The following is a 20,279-nucleotide window of genomic DNA, read 5'->3' as shown; positions in this document are numbered from 1 at the left end:
CCGGGGGCTTTGGCGGCTGGATCACCTTACCCGCCCCGCGGCCACCCGCCATCGACAGGCATAGTAGGGGCCGGTCCGGCAGCGAGGTCCGGCAACCGGGGTCCGGCACAGAGGTCGGGGGACACGAACTCCTGGAGCCGCGCGGGGAGACACGGGAGACAGACGAACTCATGGCATCACGGCGGGATGAGCTCAACGCGTACACCTTTGCGAAGAAACGCACGGTGGCGGCATTCCTCCAACCCTCGCCCACCGGCTCCGAGGAGGGCGCCCCGCGCCCGCTGCGCGCCGTCCTGCCGAGCATGGTGGTAGGGGCGTTGATCCTCGCGGGCTTCGGCGCCTACGGCATGTTCAAGCCCACGGCACCCAAGGACTGGGACAAGCCCTTCGCCAAGGTGATCGTCGGCAAGAAGTCCACCACCCGTTACGTGGTGCTCACCACCGGCAAGGGCAAGAAGAAAAAGACCCTGCTGCATCCCGTACTGAACCTCGCCTCGGCCCGGCTGCTCCTCACCCCGCAGCAGTACGAGGTCATCCAGGTCCCCGACGACATCCTCGACGCGGGCAAACCGCCGCGCGGACCGATCCTCGGCATCCCGTACGCCCCCGACCGGCTGCCCGAGGCGAAGGACGCGGGCACGGCGAAGCGGTGGGCGGTCTGCGTTCAGCCCGGCGGCAAGGGCAACACCGTGCAGAAGGCCGCCTTCGTCTTCGCCGAACGCGACAACAAGCTGACCGAGGGCCGAAAGCAGCTCAGTGGCGGCCAGGTGCTCTACGTCAAGGGCCAGACCGGCGCCCGCTACCTCGTCGACGCGCGCGGCACCAAGTACCGCATTGACGAGACCGCCGCCGACAACGGCCATCTGACCAGCGCCCTGGTCGGCAGCCGGCTTCCGCAGTCCGTCACCGACGACTGGCTGGCCACGCTGCACGACGGCAGCCCGATCGTCTTCCCGCGGATCCCCGGCACGGTCGGCGTGCCCGCACACGTCCAGGGCCGGCTCTCCGCCGAGGAGAACCGGGTCGGCATGGTCCTCAGAACCAGGAACGGCGAAGGCATCAGCCATTACGTCGTGCTCGACGGCAGGATTCAGCCGATCTCCGCGTTCACCGCCTGGCTGCTGATCAACTCCCCGCAGACCGCGGGGCTGAACCTGGACAGCGAGGCACGCGCCGTCGGTCTGCAGAACTTCGTCCCCAACCGTGTGACCTTCGCCGGCCAGGCCGCGAACTGGCCGGCCCGCAAGACCGACCAGGTGAACTCCGTGGAGGGCGGCAGCGGCGGCCGGGACACCATCTGCAGCGTGCTGCGCGCGGTGGACGACACGGGCCGTACGACCCTGAGCACCTGGGCGGGCACCTCGTACCCCGCCACTGTCGGCACCGGTGGCACCAGCACGTACGTCACCCCCGGCAGCGGTCTCCTCTATACCCAGGTCCGGGGGACGCAGACGCGCCCCGACGGATCACTCTTCCTGGTGACCGACACCGGATTGCGGTACGCGGTACAGGCGAACGGCGACAGCGACGCCGCACGCTCCGACATCGGAGCCGGCGACCAGCAGAACCGGACGGACGGCCGCCCCGAGCCCAGCCAGGCGCAGATCAGGCTCGGATACGAAAAGGTGGCGCCCGCCCTCGTACCGATCGCCTGGTCCGAGTTCCTGTCCAAGGGACCCCGGCTCGACACCAACAGCGCCCGTCAGCCCCAGGGCTCGTGACCGGGACACCCGCTCGGAGCTCGTGGAACCCGGGGGAGAGGAACGAATGTTGTACCGGAAGACGGCCCTCCTGACGGCGGCCGGCGCCGCACTGGCCGCACTCGCGGCGCCGCACGCCGCATACGCCGCCGAAGACGCCCCGGGAACCGACCGGCCGGCCCTGGACGGCAGCGGCGAATGCACGTTCCCGATGAAGAAGCAGTTCGCCGGCCGCCCCTGGTCGTTGCAGCGGGTCCTCCTCGACGAACTGTGGCAGGACACCAAGGGCAAGGGCGTCCGCGTCGCCGTCATCGACACCGGCGTCGACAACACCAACCCCCAGCTCCAGGACGCCGTCGACGCCTCCGCGGGCGCCGACTACCTGCAGGGCGGCAAGAGCGACGGCACGGTCGACGAGGTCGGCCACGGCACGAAGGTCGCCGGCATCATCGCCGCCCGCCCCCGCAAGGGCACCGGCTTCGTCGGACTCGCCCCCGAGTCCACGATCGTCCCGATCCGCCAGAACGACGAGAAGAACAGTGGCAAGGACACCACGATGGCCACCGCGATCGACCATGCGATCGCCGAAGGGGTCCAGGTCATCAACATCTCCCAGGACACCACGAAGCCGCTGACACCCACATCCGCGCTGGGCAGGGCGGTGGCCAGGGCGCTCCACGAGAACATCGTCGTGGTCGCTTCCGCGGGCAACGACGGCATGGACGGCAAGCTGCGGAGCACGTATCCGGCGGCCTTCGAGGGTGTCCTCGCCGTCGCCTCGTCCGACCGCAACAACGAACGCGCCCCCTTCTCCCAGGCCGGTGCGTTCGTCGGCGTCGCCGCACCGGGTGTCGACATCGTCTCCACCGTCCCCGGCTACGGCCAGTGCACCGACAACGGCACCAGCTTCTCCGCTCCGTACGTGGCCGGGGTCGCCGCCCTGATGCGCGCCAAGTACCCGAAATGGACGGCCGCCCAGATCGTCGCCCGGATCGAACAGACCGCTGAACGCTCCGTCAACGGCCATGACGACTTCGTCGGCTGGGGCGTCGTCGACCCGGTCCGTGCACTCTCCGGCGACGACACTCCGCAGGACGCCGCCCACCCGGACGCGGGACCGCCGAAGGCCCAGGCCCCCGACCCGGCACGGCTGTCGATGTCCGAGACCTCGCAGGAGCGCAGCGAGCGGTATGCGACGTACGCACTGGTCCTGGCGGCCGTGCTGATCTCCGTGGTCGCCGGTACCGCGACCGTCGTCCGGGATCTCCGGCGACGGCGGGGTGTGCAGTGAGCGGTGAGCACACGCCCCGGTGAAGTAACTCCTCTCTCATAAAGTGCAGTTGGGGAGAGGCGGCGAAGTGGCTAGGGTAGGAGCCGACTTCACGAATGTGACGGGGGAACGAGACGTGGTCGCATCCGGTTCAGGGCCGCGGGGACACCGTCGCACCCCTCCCCGTCCCCGTACTTCCCCGACTCCGTACCAGGAGTACTCGGGGCTGGAAGAAAGCCTGGCCGCACGATGCGGTCAGGACCGGGAACTGAGAGATAGGACCTCCGGATGACCAACCCTTCAGGCGGTTTCGGACTCGCCGACGATCCGATCACCCAGGCGAAGAACAAGATCATCGAAACCGCGGGAGCGGTGTCCCGGCAGTCCAGGGAGCTGGCCAACATCCTTGAGACGGCTGCCGCCGGATGGACCGGTGTCGGGGCCTCGGGATTCACTTCCGCACAGGCCATGATCAACGAGGATCACGACCAGATCCGCCGGATGCTCGACGTCCTTCTGAACGCAGTGGGCGAGACCAAGAACCTCAGCAACGCCAACGACGAAGAGGTCCGTGCGGCCTTCGGCGCGGTCAAGGGGCAGGCGTCGCCCGTCAACACCTCCGCGCTGAACGGCGTCTGAACGCGGCCGAACCACGCCGCAGCCCGCCTTTCGCGCACCAGTCGAGCACCGAGGAGCAGACAGATGACCGGACAGGACCCGAACACCAAGGTCAGGTACGAGAGCGTCCAGGAGATGGCGAACCGCATCCGCGCGGTCTCGAAGAACATCATCAAGGACCTGCAGGAGATGAACGCCGCGCTGAAGGTCGTCACCGACACCTGGGACGGCGAGGCCCACCGGGAGTATGTGGTACTCCAGCACAAGTACAGGGACAGGGCCGATGACATGAAGGACCGGCTGGAGGAGGTCGCGAAGATCATCGAGAACGGCAAGGACCACTACCGTGCGACGGACCTCAAGTCCTCGCGCGCGTTCACCGAGGCGTACTGACCGCGGACCGCACACGGAGAAGGGGCGCACTCACCGGAGCATGCCCCTTCCTCTGTCCGTACGGAGTCCTGGTGTCCCTCCCGGCAGGCTTTTGCCCCGTCGCGCCGTGCGATCGCACGAGCCGGACGACGCTCCTCATGGGGCAGACATCGCCGGTCGCCGCTAGGTCAGGTCGAACTCGCCGTCCCGCGCGCCCAGGACGAAGGCCCGCCACTCGGCCTCCGTGTACCGCAGCACCGTCTCCGGATCCAGCGAGGACCGCATCGCCACTGCCCCGCCCGGCAGATGGGCGATCTCGACGCGCTCCTCGGCGTCTTCCGTACCGGGGGCACTCAGCCACTCCACCCCCGAGATGTCGAGTGCGTACAGCTCGTCCTTCTCCGCTTGTGTGCCCATCAGGTGCCTTTCCTCTCCCACGGCGGTACGTGTGCGTCGCCCGCGTGCAGACTATCGCCGCTCCCACGCTCCACCGGCCCGGTATGGACAGCCTTTGCACCGCAGTGGTAGAGACCGCCCGGCCCGCACGCGGCCTCACCGGAGCATGCGTGCGACCCGGGTGCGGTTGCCCGCGGAGTGGCCCCCGTAGCTTCAGCGCAGCTCCGGCAGCCGCCCGATCTGCACCAGCGGGTTCCCCCGCCGCCGCGAGGCGAAGTAACCGCGTCCCGGTGGCATCGCATGCCCGCGCACCGAACCGATCAGATCGCCCTCGGACGGATCGCCGGACAGCACCACGCCCTGCGCCCCCAGCTCCTTGATGCGCTGCATGAACGACTCGTACATCGCCCGCGACGCCCCGGCCGAGTTGCGCGCGATGATGAACCGGACACCTGTGTCCCGTGCGAACGGCAGATATTCCGCCAGCGGGGCCAGCGGATTGCCCGCGTTCGTCGCCACCAGGTCGTAGTCGTCGACGATGATGAAGATCTGCGGCCCGGTCCACCAGCTGCGGTCGCGCAACTGCTGCGGCGTGACATCCGTCGGCGGCTGCCGCCGCGCGAACACGCCGGCCAGCGCCTCCATATGCATCTGCATCGAGCTCGCCATCGGCGCGTACTCCAGCAGATGGCTTTCCGGCAGCGCGCCCAGCAGGGCCCGCCGGTAGTCGCCGACGACGAGCTTCGCCTCGTCCGGGGAGTAGCGCTCCGAGATCTGCTTTGCGATCAGCCGCAGCAGGTTCGTCTTCCCCGATTCGCTCTCGCCGAAGACCAGGAAGAAGGGATCCGTCTCGAAATCGACGAACACCGGCTCCAGATCGGTCTCGTCGATCCCGATCGCGATGCCCCGCTGCGGGAACTCGAAGCCCTTCGGCAGCTGGTCGGCAGGCAGCTTGCGCGGCAGCAGGCGCACGGCAGGGGCCGCCGACCCCGCCCAGTTCGTCTTCACCGCCTCGACGAACGCCGCCGCGCCGTCGGCGAGATCGGCAGCGCTGCCGCTGGAGTCGATACGCGGTAGCGCCCCCATGAAGTGCAGCTTCTCCGGCACCTGACCACGGCCCGGGACACCCTGCGGCACGTTCACCGCGACCTTGCGGTCGAACTCGGAGTCCATGACATCGCCGAGCCGCAGTTCGAGCCGCCCGAGGATCTGGTCCTTGAGCGCGGCCCGCACCTCCATGTACCGGGCAGCCGTGATGACGACGTGGATGCCGTACCCGAGACCGCGCGCGGCGATGTCCGTGACGACCTGCTCCAGCATCTCGTACTCGGCCCGGAAGCCGCCCCAGCCGTCGACGACCAGGAAGACGTCGCCCCAGGCCTCACTGGGGAGTTCGCCGAGGGCCCGTTTGCGCCGGTAGGTGGCGATGGAGTCGATGGAGTGCGCACGGAAGAACTCCTCGCGCCTGTTCAGTACGCCGGCGACCTCCGCGACCGTACGCCGTACCCGCTCCGGGTCCAGCCGCGAGGCCATTCCACCGACATGTGGCAGCTCCGCCAGCGACACCAGGCCGCCGCCACCGAAGTCGAGCCCGTAGAACTGCACTTCCTGCGGGGTGTGGGTGAGCGCGAACGACGAGATCAGCGTGCGCACCAGCGTCGACTTGCCGGACTGCGGACCGCCGACGACCATCATGTGGCCCGCCGCTCCCGAGAAGTCCCGGTACAGCACCTCGCGCCGCTGCTCGAAGGGCTTGTCGATCAGCCCGAGCGGGACGGTCAGCCCGCCAGGACGCGTGTACTCCGTCGAGGTGAATCCTCGCTCCGCGGTCGGTGCGAGCCCCGGCAGCAGCTGATCCAGCGTCGGCGCCCGGTCCAGCGGCGGCAGCCACACCTGATGGGCGGGCACCCCCTGACCCTCAAGACGCCGCACGATCACATCGAGCACCGTGTCCGCGAGCGCGTCGTCCTCCGCTCTCGTCCGCGCAGCCACCACATGCGTCGGATCCGGCGCCGCGTACACCACGGGCACCGGCAGCGCGCTGAACACCGCGGGCCGCCGCTCGATCGGCAGCGTCCCCACCGACAGGTCGGGACCACCTGTGCGGTACGTCCCCGACACGTATGCCGCCTTGAACCGGGTCATCTCGTCCGTACCGAACTTGAGATAGCCGGAGCCCGGCACCGACGGCAGGTGATACGCGTCGGGTACCCCCAGCGCCGTACGGGACTCGGCGGCCGAGAAGGTCCGCAGACCGATCCGGTAGGAGAGGTAGGTGTCGAGCCCGCGCAGCTTGCCCTCCTCCAGACGCTGCGAGGCGAGCAGCAGATGCACACCCAGCGACCGGCCGATGCGGCCGATCTGGATGAACATGTCGATGAAGTCCGGCTTGGCGGTCAGCAGTTCGCTGAACTCGTCGATGACCAGGACCAGAGAGGCCAGCGGCTCCAGAGCCGCTCCCGCCGCGCGCGCCTTCTCGTAGTCATGGATGTTGGCGTAGTTGCCGGCCGAGCGCAGCAGTTCCTGCCGGCGCTGCAGCTCACCGCGGATCGCGTCACCCATGCGGTCCACGAGTGTCAGATCGTCCGCCAGGTTGGTGATGACCGCCGCCACGTGCGGCATGTGCGACATCCCGGCGAACGTCGCACCGCCCTTGAAGTCCGCCAGCACGAAGTTGAGTGTCTCCGAGGAGTGCGTGACCGCGAGCCCCAGCACCAGTGTCCGCAGCAGTTCCGACTTGCCGGACCCCGTCGCCCCGACGCACAGCCCGTGCGGACCCATGCCCTCCTGCGCGGCCTCCTTCAGGTCCAGCATCACCGGCTGACCGTCCTCGCCGACCCCGATCGGTACCCGCAGCCGCTCCGAGACCGACCGAGGCCGCCAGGTGCGTGCCACGTCGACCGACCCCGCGTCGCCGAGGTTCAGCAGATCCGTGAAGTCCAGGTTGGCGAGCAGCGGTTCGTCGTCGTCGCCCCCGCCCATCCGCAGGGGTGCCAGCTGCCGGGCCAGCGCCTCCGCCGCCGGGAGCGACATCCCGTCCGGCACACCCTCGTACGCCATACCCGCCCCCGACTCCAGGCGCAGCAGCCCGGGCCGCACCACCACGGAAAGACCGCCGCGCGGCTCGTCGAGCTCGGCGGACACCAGCTCGACGATCGTGACGCCCTGCAGCCCCTCGGCCGCAGCGAACAGCGAGTCCGGTGGCACCATCCCACCGTCGAGCACCACCACGACGTGTGGCTGGTCCAGAAGCGGCTGGCTCTCCCGGCCGAACCGCGGCCGCCCCTCCAGCCTGCTCGCCAACAGCTGTTCCAACTCGTTGAGATCATCGCTGAACAGCCGCTTCGTGCCGGCCCCGTCGATCTGCCCCGGCACCTGGACATGCGGAAGCCACTTCGTCCAGTCCCAGCGCGTCACCGCACCCGGCGCCGCCACCACGGCGACCAGCAGATCCTCCGGGGAGTGCAGGGTCACCAGCTGCGCGACCATCGCGCGCGCCGCCGACTGCGCCGCCTCGGGTTGACCTGAGACCGTCACGTGGTAGAACGCCCGCATCGACACGGCCATCGGAAGCCCGTCCAACGATCCGTGCACCGCGAGGAACTGCTGCATCGCCCCGGCGCACATCGGTTCCAGCTCATCCACCGGAGCCGTGTCCGGAGCGACCAGCGGAGTCGACAGCTGCTGCGCCCCGAGGCCGACCCGCACCTGCCCGAAGTCCTTGTCCCCGACCCTTCGTTCCCACACCCGGCTGCCCTCGGCGACCACCGACCACAACTGCTCGGGGGCGGGCTGCAGATACAGCTGTACGTCACGCTGGGCGCGCGCGGTCCGACGCACCGTACGCCGCGTCTGCGCCAAGTATTTGAGGTAGTCGCGCCGCACATCGGCCATTTGCCCCTGCGTACCGCGGCGGTATCGGACCAGCTGCGCGACCACCATTCCGACGGTCGAGACAAGCATCAGAACGCCCATGATCCGCATGAACGGAGGGGCCTGCGGAGAGAAGAAGAAGACCACCGACGACCCCATGCCGAGCACCGGCAGGATCTGCATCAGCATGCCCTCCTGCTGACCGCGCGGCAGCTCGGGAGGGGCCTCCAACGTCAATTCGTCCATGGGCAGTTCCGGCGGCAGTGACCGCGGAGCTCGCTTCACGACGATCTGGCTCACCGGAACACCAATCCCTCGGAACGGACGGGCGGAAGGCCGATCGGACCGGCACCGGACCCCCCGTGGCTGGCTCTGTGCGCGGACGTCCCTCCGCGCGACGGCGATCCTACTTGCCGATGACCTTCCTTCCTCCCGGTAGGGTGGCGCGCGCACTGTGCGCAACCGCGAATCAGGGGGGACCAGACACGTGAGTACGACTGCAGCGACGGGCTTCTGCCGCGTCACTGTCATGGCGCCCGACAGCCGTATCGATGTCGCTCTTCCGGTGGACATCGCCGTCGCCGACGTCTACCCGGAGATCCTCCGGCTCACCGGTCAGACCCAGCCCGTCGGTACCCCGGCCGGTTACCACCTCGTACGCCGCGACGGGACCGTCCTCGACGGCGCGCGCACCCTCACCGATCAGCAGGTCCTCGACGGTGAACTCCTCAGCCTTCGCCCGTTCGCACAGTCGCTGCCCCCCGCCGTCTTCGACGACGTCTCGGACGCCGTCGCCTCGGCCGTCACCCGCGACCGGCACCTGTGGAGCGACGAACTGCTGCGCGGCGCCGGTCTGGTGGGCGGCGTCCTGCTCCTCGTGCTGATGGGTTTCGTCCTCTGGTTCGCCGACCCCCTCCGGCACGACATGCACAGCCTGCCCGGCATCATCGCGGGCTGCGCCGGACTGCTGCTGACCGCGTACGCGGGGGTACGCGCCCGGGTCTACGCGGACCGCGCCACCGCCGTCGCCCTCGGCCTCGGCGCCCTGCCCCTCGTGCTCATCGCGGGCTCCGGCATCATCGGCCCGGACGCCGGCCAGGGCCCCGGCCGTCTCCAGTTCCTGCTCGGCTGCGTCGCCGTGCTCATCGCCTCGGTCGTCCTCGTCGCCCTCACTCCCAGCGGCGACGCCCCGTTCGTCGCGACGACCTTCCTCGCCGCCGTCGGCACCCTCGCCACCTTCGTCGCGATCCTCACCGAGTCCTCCGCCACCGGGACCGCCGCGGTCTGCGCCCCGGTCGCCCTCGGATTCGTCGCCTTCCTGCCCGGTCTCTCCGCCCGCTTCGCCCGGCTGCCCATCGGCTACGCGTCGCCGCGCACCGCCCCCGCCGGATACGACGACACCTTCGCCGACCCGAACACCGTCCCCGAGGGCGCCCCCGTCGACGCCGACCGCATCGCGGCCCAGGCCCGCCGGGGTCACGAGATGCTGCTCGGCCTGGTCGGCGGCTGCGCCGCGGTCGTCGTCGGGTCCGCTGCCGTCCTCGGATTCTCCGACAACATCTGGGGGCAGTTCCTCGCTCTCGCCACCGGCCTCGCGATGCTGCTGCGCGCCCGCCTCTTCCGCTACACGTCACAGGTGGCCTGCGTTCTGGTGGCGGGCATCGGCGCGATCACCCTGCTGATCCTCGGCCTCTGCCTGAACCCGCCGGCCGACCTGCTGTACGAGCTGGCCCGCTACGGCGACCGCGGCTCCCTGGACATCCGGACGATCTGGCTCTCCGCCGCTGTGGCCGCAGGCGCCACCTTGTTCACCGCGATCGGCCTGATCATTCCGCGCAGGGGACTCTCCCCGTTCTGGGGTCGCCTCCTCGACCTCACGGAGGGCGCCCTTCTCCTCTCCCTGGTCCCGCTCTGCCTGGCCGTACTGGACATCTTCGCCAGAGCCAGGGCCCTGACCAGCTAATGCCGTGACCGGCCATCTTTGTTTCATGAGGAGCGTCGTCCGGTGTGTGCGATCGCAAGGCGGCCGGACGTCCTTGGACGGGGTCTCCCCTGCTCGAACGGAGTGGAGAGCTTGGGGAAGGGGCTACCAGGGCTTTTGGCCAACGGGGCGAGCAGGCGTGCTGGGCGGTGCGACGGGGCAAGGCTTGCCAGGAGGGGCACTGGATCAAGCCCGTCCCGCGACCGAGGACACCGTGCGCGGGGGCGCCTCCAGGGGCATCGAACCCCCAGGCAACCCGGCTCCGCCGGCCTGGTACGCTGTGTGACGGCCGTTTGTGTACGCGCCCCCGGATCATCCTGAGGGCTGCGCTCATCGGACCTTCGCCCCCGAGTAACGGAAGACCCCCTGAGATCAAGACCAGGGGCACTCGCGGGCGCATCGAACATCAAAGAGGAGTACCGCGTGTCGCTCGACGCCGCTACGAAGAAGCAGATCATGTCCGAGTTCGCCACCAAGGAGGGTGACACCGGTTCCCCCGAGGTCCAGGTGGCCATGCTCTCCCGCAGGATCTCGGACCTGACGGAGCACCTCAAGGTCCACAAGCACGACCACCACTCCCGTCGTGGTCTGCTGATCCTGGTCGGTCAGCGTCGCCGCCTCCTGCAGTACCTGGCCAAGAAGGACATCCAGCGTTTCCGTGCCCTGGTCGACCGCCTCGGCATCCGCCGCGGTGCGGCCGGCGGCGCCAAGTAAGACGCCGTGAAGGGAGCGGTTCCCACGACTGAGGGAGCCGCTCCCTTTGCTGTATGCACGGGACGTGTCCGGCTCGCCCGGACGACCGGAATGCCAAGCTGAGCCGATTCTCAGTAACCTGGTCCCAGAACGTCCTACAGACGAGTGAGAAGCAGCCTCCCCGCCGCCGGTCCTCGGTAGTGGCTCCCGGACACTGCAACCCGGGTGCTTCGATCGAAGACCGGCCCGCCGATGGAGCGCTTCTCCGCACCGTCCCCCGCCACACGGGCGTGGGGGCGAGAAGACGATATGTATCGGAGAAAACGCTAGTGGAGAACGAGACCCACTACGCCGAGGCCGTTATCGACAACGGAACCTTCGGCACCCGCACCATCCGCTTCGAGACGGGCCGCCTGGCCAAGCAGGCCGCCGGCTCCGCCGTTGCGTACCTGGACGACGACACCATGGTGCTGTCGGCCACCACGGCTTCCAAGAAGCCGAAGGACCAGCTCGACTTCTTCCCCCTCACGGTGGACGTCGAGGAGCGGCAGTACGCGGCGGGCAAGATCCCCGGCTCCTTCTTCCGCCGCGAGGGCCGCCCCTCCGAGGACGCGATCCTCACCTGCCGTCTGATCGACCGGCCGCTGCGCCCCTCCTTCAAGAAGGGCCTGCGCAACGAGATCCAGATCGTCGAGACGATCATGGCGCTCAACCCCGATCACCTGTACGACGTGATCGCGATCAACGCCGCCTCCTGCTCCACGCAGCTGGCCGGCCTGCCCTTCTCCGGCCCGATCGGTGGCACCCGTGTCGCTCTGATCAAGGGCCAGTGGGTCGCCTTCCCGACGCACACCGAGCTCGAGGACGCCGTCTTCGACATGGTCGTCGCCGGTCGCGTCCTGGAGGACGGCGACGTCGCGATCATGATGGTCGAGGCCGAGGCCACCGAGAAGACCATCCAGCTGGTCAAGGACGGCGCCGAGGCCCCGACCGAAGAGGTCGTCGCCGCCGGTCTCGAGGCCGCGAAGCCGTTCATCAAGGCCCTCTGCAAGGCCCAGTCGGAGCTCGCCGCCAAGGCTGCCAAGCCCACCGGCGAGTTCCCGGTCTTCCTCGACTACCAGGACGACGTCCTGGAGGCGCTCACCGCCGCCGTCAGCACCGAGCTCGCCAAGGCGCTCACCATCGCCGGCAAGCAGGAGCGCGAGGCCGAGCTGGACCGCATCAAGGAGATCGCCGGCGAGAAGCTGCTCCCGCAGTTCGAGGGCCGCGAGAAGGAGATCTCCGGTGCCTACCGCGCGCTGACCAAGAAGCTGGTCCGCGAGCGCGTCATCAAGGACAAGGTCCGCATCGACGGCCGTGGCGTCACGGACATCCGTACGCTCGCCGCCGAGGTCGAGGCCATCCCGCGCGTGCACGGCTCGGCGCTGTTCGAGCGTGGCGAGACCCAGATCCTGGGCGTCACCACCCTGAACATGCTCCGCATGGAGCAGCAGCTGGACACCCTCTCCCCGGTGACCCGCAAGCGCTACATGCACAACTACAACTTCCCGCCGTACTCCGTCGGTGAGACCGGCCGCGTGGGCTCGCCCAAGCGCCGCGAGATCGGCCACGGTGCGCTCGCCGAGCGCGCCATCGTGCCGGTGCTGCCGTCGCGCGAGGAGTTCCCCTACGCGATCCGCCAGGTCTCCGAGGCGCTGGGCTCCAACGGCTCGACGTCCATGGGCTCGGTCTGCGCCTCCACCATGTCGCTGCTGAACGCCGGTGTGCCGCTCAAGGCCGCCGTCGCCGGTATCGCCATGGGTCTGATCTCCCAGGAGATCGACGGCAAGACCCACTACGTCGCCCTGACCGACATCCTCGGTGCCGAGGACGCGTTCGGTGACATGGACTTCAAGGTCGCCGGTACGAAGCAGTTCGTCACCGCGCTCCAGCTCGACACCAAGCTCGACGGCATCCCCGCCTCGGTCCTGGCCGCCGCGCTGAAGCAGGCCCGCGACGCCCGCCTCCACATCCTCGATGTGATGAACGAGGCCATCGACGTCCCGGACGAGATGTCCCCGAACGCCCCGCGGATCATCACCGTCAAGATCCCGGTGGACAAGATCGGTGAGGTCATCGGCCCCAAGGGCAAGATGATCAACCAGATCCAGGAGGACACCGGCGCCGACATCACGATCGAGGACGACGGCACCATCTACATCGGTGCCCAGCAGGGCTCGCAGGCCGAGGCCGCGCGCGCCACGATCAACGCGATCGCCAACCCGACCATGCCGGAGGTCGGCGAGCGTTACCTGGGTACGGTCGTCAAGACCACCACCTTCGGTGCGTTCGTCTCGCTCATGCCGGGCAAGGACGGCCTGCTGCACATCTCGCAGATCCGCAAGCTCGCCGGTGGCAAGCGCGTGGAGAACGTCGAGGACGTGGTCGCGGTCGGAGCCAAGGTCCAGGTCGAGATCGCCGAGATCGACTCCCGCGGCAAGCTCTCCCTCATCCCCGTGATCGAGGGCGAAGAGGACGAGAAGAAGGACGACGCCGCCAAGTGACGTCCCGTAGTTCCGTGGCGACGGCCCGCACCTCCTCGGAGGCGCGGGCCGTCGCCCGTACCCAAACGCTTCTCAAGGGCACCAACGGCATCGGCACCGTTCGCCGCACGGTCCTCCCCGGCGGCCTCCGGATCGTCACCGAGACCCTGCCCTCCGTACGCTCCGCCACCTTCGGTATCTGGGCCAACGTCGGATCACGCGACGAAACGCCCAGCCTGAACGGCGCGACGCACTACCTCGAACACCTCCTCTTCAAGGGCACGGCCAAGCGCAGCGCCCTCGACATCTCGTCCGCGATCGACGCGGTCGGCGGCGAGATGAACGCCTTCACGGCGAAGGAGTACACCTGCTACTACGCGCGGGTCCTCGACACCGACCTGCCGCTGGCCATCGATGTCGTCTGCGACATGCTGACCGGCTCGCTGATCGCCCCCGAGGATGTCGACGCCGAGCGCGGCGTCATCCTCGAAGAGATCGCGATGACCGAGGACGACCCGGGCGACTGCGTGCACGACCTGTTCGCGCACACGATGCTCGGCGACACGCCCCTGGGCCGCCCGGTCCTCGGCACCGTCGACACGATCAACGCGCTGAACCGCGGCCAGATCGCCCGCTTCTACAAGAAGCACTACGACCCCACGCACCTGGTCGTCGCCGCGGCCGGCAACGTCGACCACGCCACGGTCGTACGCCAGGTCCGCAAGGCCTTCGAGCGCGCCGGCGCCCTGTCCCGCACGGATGCCGTCCCGGTCGCACCTCGCGAAGGCTCCCGCACCCTGCGCACCGCGGGCCGGGTCGAGCTGCTGAACCGCAAGACCGAGCAGGCCCATGTCGTCCTCGGCGTCCCGGGCCTCGCCCGTACCGACGACCGCCGCTGGGCCCTCGGCGTACTCAACACCGCCCTGGGCGGTGGAATGAGCTCCCGCCTCTTCCAGGAGGTACGGGAGAAGCGCGGCCTCGCCTACAGCGTGTACTCGTACACCTCGGGCTTCGCCGACTGCGGGCTCTTCGGCGTGTACGCGGGGTGCCGGCCCAGCCAGGTCCACGACGTCCTGAAGATCTGCCGCGACGAACTCGACCGGGTAGCGTCCGACGGACTGAGCGACGAAGAGATAGGCCGCGCCATCGGCCAGCTCTCCGGCTCCACCGTCCTCGGCCTGGAGGACACCGGTGCGCTGATGAACCGTATCGGCAAGAGCGAGCTGTGCTGGGGCGAGCAGCTGTCGGTCGACGACCTGCTGTCCCGGATGGCGCAGGTCACCCCCGATGACGTCCGGGCGGTGGCGGGCGAAGTCCTCGGACAGCGACCATCGCTCTCCGTCATCGGTCCGCTGAAGGACAAGCAGGCCGGCCGCCTCGACGAAGCGGTCTCCTAACCCCACCCGTAAGGAAGCAGAGCAATGAGCAAGCTGCGCGTGGCCGTTCTCGGCGCCAAGGGCCGCATCGGATCGGCAGCCGTACGAGCCGTCGAGGCCGCCGACGACATGGAACTGGTGGCCGCTCTCGGCCGAGGAGACAAGCTGGAGACCCTCACCGAGAACGACGCCCAGGTCGTGGTCGAACTCACCACGCCCAAATCGGTGATGGGGAACCTCGACTTCTGCATCCGGCACGGCATCCACGCGGTCGTCGGCACCACCGGCTGGACCGACGAGCGGCTCGCGCAGCTGAACACCTGGCTCTCCGCCTCCCCGGAGACCGGTGTGCTCATCGCGCCGAACTTCTCCATCGGCGCTGTCCTCACCATGAAGTTCGCCGAGCAGGCAGCCCGCTACTTCGAGTCCGTCGAGGTCATCGAACTGCATCACCCCAACAAGGTCGACGCTCCGTCCGGCACCGCCACCCGCACCGCCCAGCTGATCGCCGAGGCCCGGCGCAAGGCCGGTTGCGCCCCGCAGCCGGACGCCACGGCCACGGCGCTCGACGGCGCCCGCGGCGCGGACGTGGACGGGGTCCCGGTCCACGCGATCCGGCTCCGCGGGCTCCTGGCTCACCAGGAGGTGCTGCTCGGCGGCGAGGGGGAGACCCTCACCATCCGCCACGACTCCCTGCACCACAGCAGCTTCATGCCGGGCATCCTGCTCGGCGCGCGCCGCGTGGCGACCACTCCGGGCCTCACCTTCGGCCTGGAACACTTCCTCGACCTGAACTGACTGAGCCCACCGCCATGCGCGCAAAGATCACTTATCTCGTCACCGCTGCCGTCCTGGTCTTCTACTTCGTCCTGGTCGGCAGCCGTGGCCTGCTGCTCATCGAGCACGGCACGCTGATCACGGTCACCTTCGGGGTCGCGGTACTGATCCTGCCGGTGATCGGTATCTGGTTCCTCTGGAAGAACACCCAGTTCGTCCGCAGGGCCAACGCCCTTGCCGCCGAACTGGAATCCGAGGGCGGCCTGCCGGTCGACGAACTGGTCCGCACCCCGGGAGGCCGTATCGACCGCGACTCGGCCGACGCAGTGTTCGCACGGCGCCGCGAGGAGACCGAGGACTCCCCGGACGACTGGCGCTGCTGGTTCCGCCTCGCCGTCGCCTATCAGGACGCCCGGGACACCCCGCGCGCCCGCAAGGCCATGCAGCGCGCCATCGCCCTGCACATGAGCCCGACGCCGACGGGCGCACCGGGCTCGTCCGCCGCCTCGGTCCCGTCCGGCGACTGAGGAGACGTTCGAGTCCGTACGGCGTCCGAGGACAGAACCGGACGCCGTACACCATGTCCATGTCGCGGCCGAGGCGGGTGTCTCGCGCACGGCGGCTCACATGTGGATACGCAGGTTCGTCGCCGAGGGTGAAGCGGGTCGGGCCGACCGGTCCAGCCGGCCTCGTTCGGCCCGCACCGCCCTCCCGCCGCGGTCGAGGCACGTGTGTGCGAACTGCGGGCCGGCCGCAAGATCGGCCCGGTCCGCATCGGCATGCCGGTGCACACCGCGTCCTCGTCGGCACGGACCGCACCGGCTCGCCCGCATGGACCGGCGCACCGGCACCGTGATCTGCCGCTACTTCAAACTCTTAGCCGCGCCGGTACTCGTCACCCCATGCCTCGATCGTGTCGGCGGCCCGGTCGAACGCCTCGCCACGCCCGAGGAAGTCCGCATTGCAGTCGGTGAGGAGCGGCGGTACGGCCTCGCCACCCTTCCGTACGACGATCAGGGCCTGACCCTGCACAGTGCGGGGGAAGCCGAGCCACCTCACCGGCTGCTGCACCGTACGGACGTTGGCGACCCGGTCCCACGGCACGGTCGTCGTCACGAAGAAGCCCACCCGCCGCACCCCGTGCCGGCTCACCCAGGCACCCACCCGCAGCAGTCGCAGGGCGCAGAAGATCATCACAAGGGCGAGCCCGACACATAGGGAAGCCCCGGGCAACGCCCCGGCAAACGCGATGATCATGCCCGCGATGAGCACGAACGAGGCGAGCAACAACAAGGTGGCCGCCGCCGCGACCCGCCACGGCCCGGGGCGGTAGGGGCGCCGCCAGCTGTCGTGGTCGTCGAACGGCAGCGCAATGTCTTCAGCGCTCGCGTCAAACGCGCGGTCGGCCGTCAGAAAGGGCAGGGGCACGACTGATCCTCACTCACAAGCACGCTCGATTGCTGTGCCCGGTGAGGCTACCGAGCGGGCCCCCGCCCCTACCACCCCAGGGGTCCGTACGAGTCAGCGGTGGGCGGCCTCGGTCTGCTGGCTGTGCGACGGAGTCTGCTCCGGGGCGAGGGCCGGAAGGCCGAGGAGCAGCGATCCGGCGAGACCGGCGACCACGGTCAGCCCCACGAGGGAGCGGGCCGCCAGCTGGGAGACGGTGGCACGCTCCCGGGGCGGCGGGACGACATTGCTGCGGAATCGGTCGGCCTCGGCCACGAAAGCGAACGGGACGGCTTCACGCCGGCGGAACATGAGGAAACTCTCCTTGAACTCTGATAGAGACGGTGCTACTGAGTCAGACGCACGGTGGGCCCGTTCGGTGCCCCGAATCGCCGAATTCGCCGAAGAAATCCTCGGACGGACCTTCTGAGGCTCGTTGTCAGTGGCGGCCCGTAGAGTGGGCGCCGCCCGAGCGACGCAATTGGAAGGACCCCGCCGGTGACCGAGACCCCCGAGCCCGCAAAGCCCAGCTTCCGCAGCGATGTGACCGTCGAGCTGGTGAAGCACTCCGCGGCCGACTCCGACGTCCTGTTCGCCGCGCGTGTCTCCACGGCCGGAGAACAGTCCCTCGAAGAGGTCACGAAGGACCCGGAGCGCTCGAAAGGGCTCATCAATTTCCTGATGCGGGACCGTCACGGATCCCCGTTCGAGCACAACTCGATGACGTTCTTCATCAGCGCACCGATCTTCGTGTTCCGCGAGTTCATGCGCCACCGCGTCGGCTGGTCGTACAACGAGGAATCGGGCCGCTACAGGGAGCTGGAGCCGGTCTTCTACGTTCCCGGTGAGGCCCGCAAACTCGTCCAGCAGGGCCGCCCCGGTAAGTACGAGTTCGTCGAGGGCACAGCGGCCCAGCAGGAGCTCACCGGCCGCGTGATGGAGGACTCGTACCGCCAGGCGTACGAGGCGTACCAGGAGATGCTCGCCGCCGGCGTCGCGCGCGAGGTAGCCCGGGCCGTGCTCCCGGTCGGCCTGTTCTCGTCGATGTATGCCACGTGCAACGCGCGCTCGCTGATGCACTTCCTCGGTCTGCGCACCCAGCACGAGCTGGCGAAGGTCCCGTCCTTCCCGCAGCGTGAGATCGAAATGGTCGGCGAACAGATGGAGGAGCACTGGGCTCGGCTCATGCCGCTCACCCATGCAGCCTTCAACAAGAATGGACGCGTAGCCCCGTAGGCGGTGTCCGTATTGCGACGTTTCGTGAAGTTCATCTAGGCTGATCAAACGGACCCGGCACTGCTTGAACCCCCGAGCAGGCAGTGCCGGGCTCCTCTCTCTCGTCCCCCCGAGGGACCACCGGGCGCTGAGCAGCGAGTAGCGTGTTACCCATGGCTCCGATCTCCACTCCGCAGACTCCCTTCGGGCGGGTCCTCACCGCCATGGTCACGCCCTTCACGGCGGACGGCGCACTCGACCTCGACGGCGCCCAGCGGCTCGCCGTCCACCTGGTGGACGCAGGCAATGACGGCCTGATCATCAACGGCACCACCGGCGAGTCCCCGACCACCAGTGACGCGGAGAAAGACCAGCTCGTACGGGCGGTCCTGGAAGCTGTAGGGGACCGGGCCCATGTCGTCGCCGGCATCGGTACCAACGACACCCGCCACAGCATCGAGCTCGCCCGCACGGCCGAGCGCTCCGGCGCGCACGGTCTTCTCGCGGTCACGCCGTACTACAACAAGCCGCCGCAGGAAGGCATCTTCCGCCACTTCACGGCGATCGCGGACGCCACCGGTCTCCCGGTGATGCTCTACGACATTCCCGGTCGCAGCGGTGTGCCGATCGACACCGAGACACTGGTACGGCTTGCCGAGCACCCGCGAGTCGTCGCCAACAAGGACGCCAAGGGCGACCTCGGCCGCGCAAGCTGGGCCATCGCCCGGTCCGGCCTCGCCTGGTACTCGGGCGACGACATGCTGAACCTCCCGCTGCTCTCGGTCGGCGCAGTCGGCTTCGTCTCGGTCGTCGGCCATGTCGTCACCCCCGACCTGCGCGCCCTCATCGATGCGTACCTCGGCGGCGACGTCCAGAAGGCCACGGAGATCCACCAGAAGCTCCTGCCGGTCTTCACCGGCATGTTCCGCACCCAGGGCGTGATCACCACCAAGGCCGCGCTGGCGTTCCAGGGCCTGCCCGCAGGCCCGCTGCGCCTCCCTCTGGTGGAACTCACCGCACAGGAAGCGGCCCAGCTCAAGATCGACCTCGCCGCCGGTGGGGTACAGCTGTAACCACAGACTTCACAACTGAATAAGCGAAGAACACTCACAAGAGCGACGTCAGAGAACAGCAAGTGCACGAATGACATGCACGCCACGTGCCTCAGCGGTACGTGGCGTGCGTGGTAAGGAGAGTCTTTTGAGTCATCCGCATCCCGAACTCGGCACCCCGCCGAAGCTCCCGAAGGGTGGCCTCCGCGTCACCCCGCTCGGCGGCCTCGGTGAAATCGGCCGCAACATGACGGTTTTCGAGTACGGCGGCCGCCTGCTCATCGTCGACTGCGGAGTGCTCTTCCCCGAGGAGGAGCAGCCCGGAATCGACCTGATCCTGCCCGACTTCTCCACGATCCGGGACCGCCTCGACGACGTCGAGGGCATCGTCCTCACGCACGGCCACGAGGACCACATCGGTGGCGTCCCGTATCTGCTGCGCCTGAAGCCGGACATCCCGCTCATCGGTTCCAAGCTGACCCTCGCACTGATCGAGGCGAAGCTTCAGGAGCACCGGATCCGTCCGTACACCCTTGAGGTGGCAGAAGGCCAGCGCGAGCGCATCGGCGTCTTCGACTGCGAGTTCATCGCGGTCAACCACTCCATCCCGGATGCCCTCGCGGTCGCCATCCGCACCCCCGCGGGCATGGCCGTCGCTACCGGTGACTTCAAAATGGACCAGCTCCCGCTGGACGGCCGGCTCACCGACCTGCATGCCTTCGCCCGGCTGAGCGAGGAAGGCATCGACCTCCTTCTCTCCGACTCGACGAATGCAGAGGTGCCCGGCTTCGTACCGCCCGAGCGGGACATCTCCAACGTCCTGCGCACGGTTTTCGCGAACGCCCAGAAGCGCATCATCGTGGCGAGCTTCGCCAGCCACGTGCACCGCATTCAGCAGATCCTGGACGCGGCACACGAGTACGGCCGCCGGGTCGCCTTCGTCGGCCGCTCGATGGTCCGCAACATGGGTATCGCCCGCGACCTCGGT

Annotated in this window: 17 protein-coding genes and 1 pseudogene (1 of these 18 cut by a window edge); 14 read left to right on the top strand and 4 right to left on the bottom strand. The window is 68.8% G+C overall.

What is annotated here, in order from left to right; genetic code table 11:
• Positions 1-170 precede the first annotated feature (170 nt).
• From eccB to OG395_RS19165, 4 genes are all read left to right on the top strand, one after another.
• A complete protein-coding gene (eccB, locus tag OG395_RS19180) occupies positions 171-1,721 on the top strand; it encodes a type VII secretion protein EccB (protein WP_327244061.1) in 1,551 nt (516 codons plus the stop codon).
• 46 nt (positions 1,722-1,767) lie between these two features.
• The gene (gene mycP, locus OG395_RS19175; RefSeq protein WP_327244060.1) at positions 1,768-2,991 is read left to right on the top strand and encodes a type VII secretion-associated serine protease mycosin; all 1,224 of its coding nucleotides are present in this window, start codon (positions 1,768-1,770) and stop codon (positions 2,989-2,991) included.
• A gap of 267 nt (positions 2,992-3,258) precedes the next feature.
• On the top strand, positions 3,259-3,609 hold the full coding sequence (locus OG395_RS19170) for a WXG100 family type VII secretion target (RefSeq protein WP_327244059.1): 351 nt from the start codon (positions 3,259-3,261) through the stop codon (positions 3,607-3,609).
• Positions 3,610-3,672: 63 nt separating this feature from the next.
• Positions 3,673-3,981, top strand: coding sequence for a WXG100 family type VII secretion target (locus OG395_RS19165; RefSeq protein WP_327244058.1), 309 nt, complete (start codon positions 3,673-3,675; stop codon positions 3,979-3,981).
• 162 nt (positions 3,982-4,143) lie between these two features.
• Here OG395_RS19165 and OG395_RS19160 read toward each other — a convergent pair whose 3' ends face one another.
• Positions 4,144-4,377: a DUF397 domain-containing protein gene (locus OG395_RS19160; protein ID WP_266980877.1), complete on the bottom strand. Its 234-nt coding sequence runs from the start codon at positions 4,375-4,377 to the stop codon at positions 4,144-4,146.
• A gap of 192 nt (positions 4,378-4,569) precedes the next feature.
• On the bottom strand, positions 4,570-8,529 hold the full coding sequence (gene eccCa / locus OG395_RS19155; protein WP_327244057.1) for a type VII secretion protein EccCa: 3,960 nt from the start codon (positions 8,527-8,529) through the stop codon (positions 4,570-4,572).
• A 187-nt stretch (positions 8,530-8,716) separates the two neighbouring features.
• Here eccCa and eccD point away from each other — a divergent pair, with 187 nt between their 5' ends.
• From eccD to OG395_RS19120, 7 genes and pseudogenes are all read left to right on the top strand, one after another.
• A complete protein-coding gene (gene eccD, locus OG395_RS19150) occupies positions 8,717-10,192 on the top strand; it encodes a type VII secretion integral membrane protein EccD (RefSeq protein WP_327244056.1) in 1,476 nt (491 codons plus the stop codon).
• A gap of 441 nt (positions 10,193-10,633) precedes the next feature.
• Positions 10,634-10,924 carry a 30S ribosomal protein S15 gene (gene rpsO / locus OG395_RS19145; protein ID WP_266980871.1) on the top strand — a complete coding sequence of 97 codons (291 nt, stop codon included), beginning with the start codon at positions 10,634-10,636 and terminating at the stop codon, positions 10,922-10,924.
• Positions 10,925-11,232: 308 nt separating this feature from the next.
• The gene (locus OG395_RS19140; protein ID WP_030933195.1) at positions 11,233-13,446 is read left to right on the top strand and encodes a polyribonucleotide nucleotidyltransferase; all 2,214 of its coding nucleotides are present in this window, start codon (positions 11,233-11,235) and stop codon (positions 13,444-13,446) included.
• Positions 13,443-14,822, top strand: a complete 1,380-nt coding sequence (locus OG395_RS19135; protein WP_327244055.1) for a M16 family metallopeptidase — start codon at positions 13,443-13,445, stop codon at positions 14,820-14,822. Before OG395_RS19140 ends, OG395_RS19135 begins: the two co-directional genes overlap by 4 nt.
• A gap of 24 nt (positions 14,823-14,846) precedes the next feature.
• Positions 14,847-15,599: a 4-hydroxy-tetrahydrodipicolinate reductase gene (gene dapB / locus OG395_RS19130; RefSeq protein ID WP_327244054.1), complete on the top strand. Its 753-nt coding sequence runs from the start codon at positions 14,847-14,849 to the stop codon at positions 15,597-15,599.
• A 14-nt stretch (positions 15,600-15,613) separates the two neighbouring features.
• A complete protein-coding gene (locus OG395_RS19125) occupies positions 15,614-16,105 on the top strand; it encodes a tetratricopeptide repeat protein (RefSeq protein WP_327244053.1) in 492 nt (163 codons plus the stop codon).
• A 79-nt stretch (positions 16,106-16,184) separates the two neighbouring features.
• Positions 16,185-16,295, top strand: a pseudogene (locus tag OG395_RS19120) (IS481 family transposase); the annotation flags it as partial.
• A 159-nt stretch (positions 16,296-16,454) separates the two neighbouring features.
• Here the strand turns inward: OG395_RS19120 and OG395_RS19115 are convergent.
• Complete coding sequence (locus tag OG395_RS19115) at positions 16,455-17,006, bottom strand: hypothetical protein (RefSeq protein ID WP_327244052.1); 552 nt, start codon at positions 17,004-17,006, stop codon at positions 16,455-16,457.
• A gap of 93 nt (positions 17,007-17,099) precedes the next feature.
• The gene (locus OG395_RS19110) at positions 17,100-17,336 is read right to left on the bottom strand and encodes a hypothetical protein (protein ID WP_327244051.1); all 237 of its coding nucleotides are present in this window, start codon (positions 17,334-17,336) and stop codon (positions 17,100-17,102) included.
• Positions 17,337-17,522: 186 nt separating this feature from the next.
• Between OG395_RS19110 and thyX the strand changes: the two genes are divergently transcribed.
• The 3 genes from thyX to OG395_RS19095 form a co-directional block, all read left to right on the top strand.
• On the top strand, positions 17,523-18,260 hold the full coding sequence (gene thyX / locus OG395_RS19105) for an FAD-dependent thymidylate synthase (RefSeq protein ID WP_266980857.1): 738 nt from the start codon (positions 17,523-17,525) through the stop codon (positions 18,258-18,260).
• Positions 18,261-18,412: 152 nt separating this feature from the next.
• Positions 18,413-19,312, top strand: a complete 900-nt coding sequence (gene dapA, locus OG395_RS19100; RefSeq protein ID WP_327244050.1) for a 4-hydroxy-tetrahydrodipicolinate synthase — start codon at positions 18,413-18,415, stop codon at positions 19,310-19,312.
• A gap of 127 nt (positions 19,313-19,439) precedes the next feature.
• Positions 19,440-20,279: the beginning of a ribonuclease J gene (locus OG395_RS19095; RefSeq protein WP_327244049.1), read on the top strand. 846 nt of this gene lie beyond the right edge of the window; only the first 840 of its 1,686 coding nucleotides appear in the window; the start codon lies at positions 19,440-19,442; the stop codon falls past the right edge of the window.

The organism is Streptomyces sp. NBC_01320, assembly GCF_035974375.1.
Classification (GTDB): domain Bacteria; phylum Actinomycetota; class Actinomycetes; order Streptomycetales; family Streptomycetaceae; genus Streptomyces; species Streptomyces yanii.
This window is presented reverse-complemented; position numbering and strand designations above follow the sequence as displayed.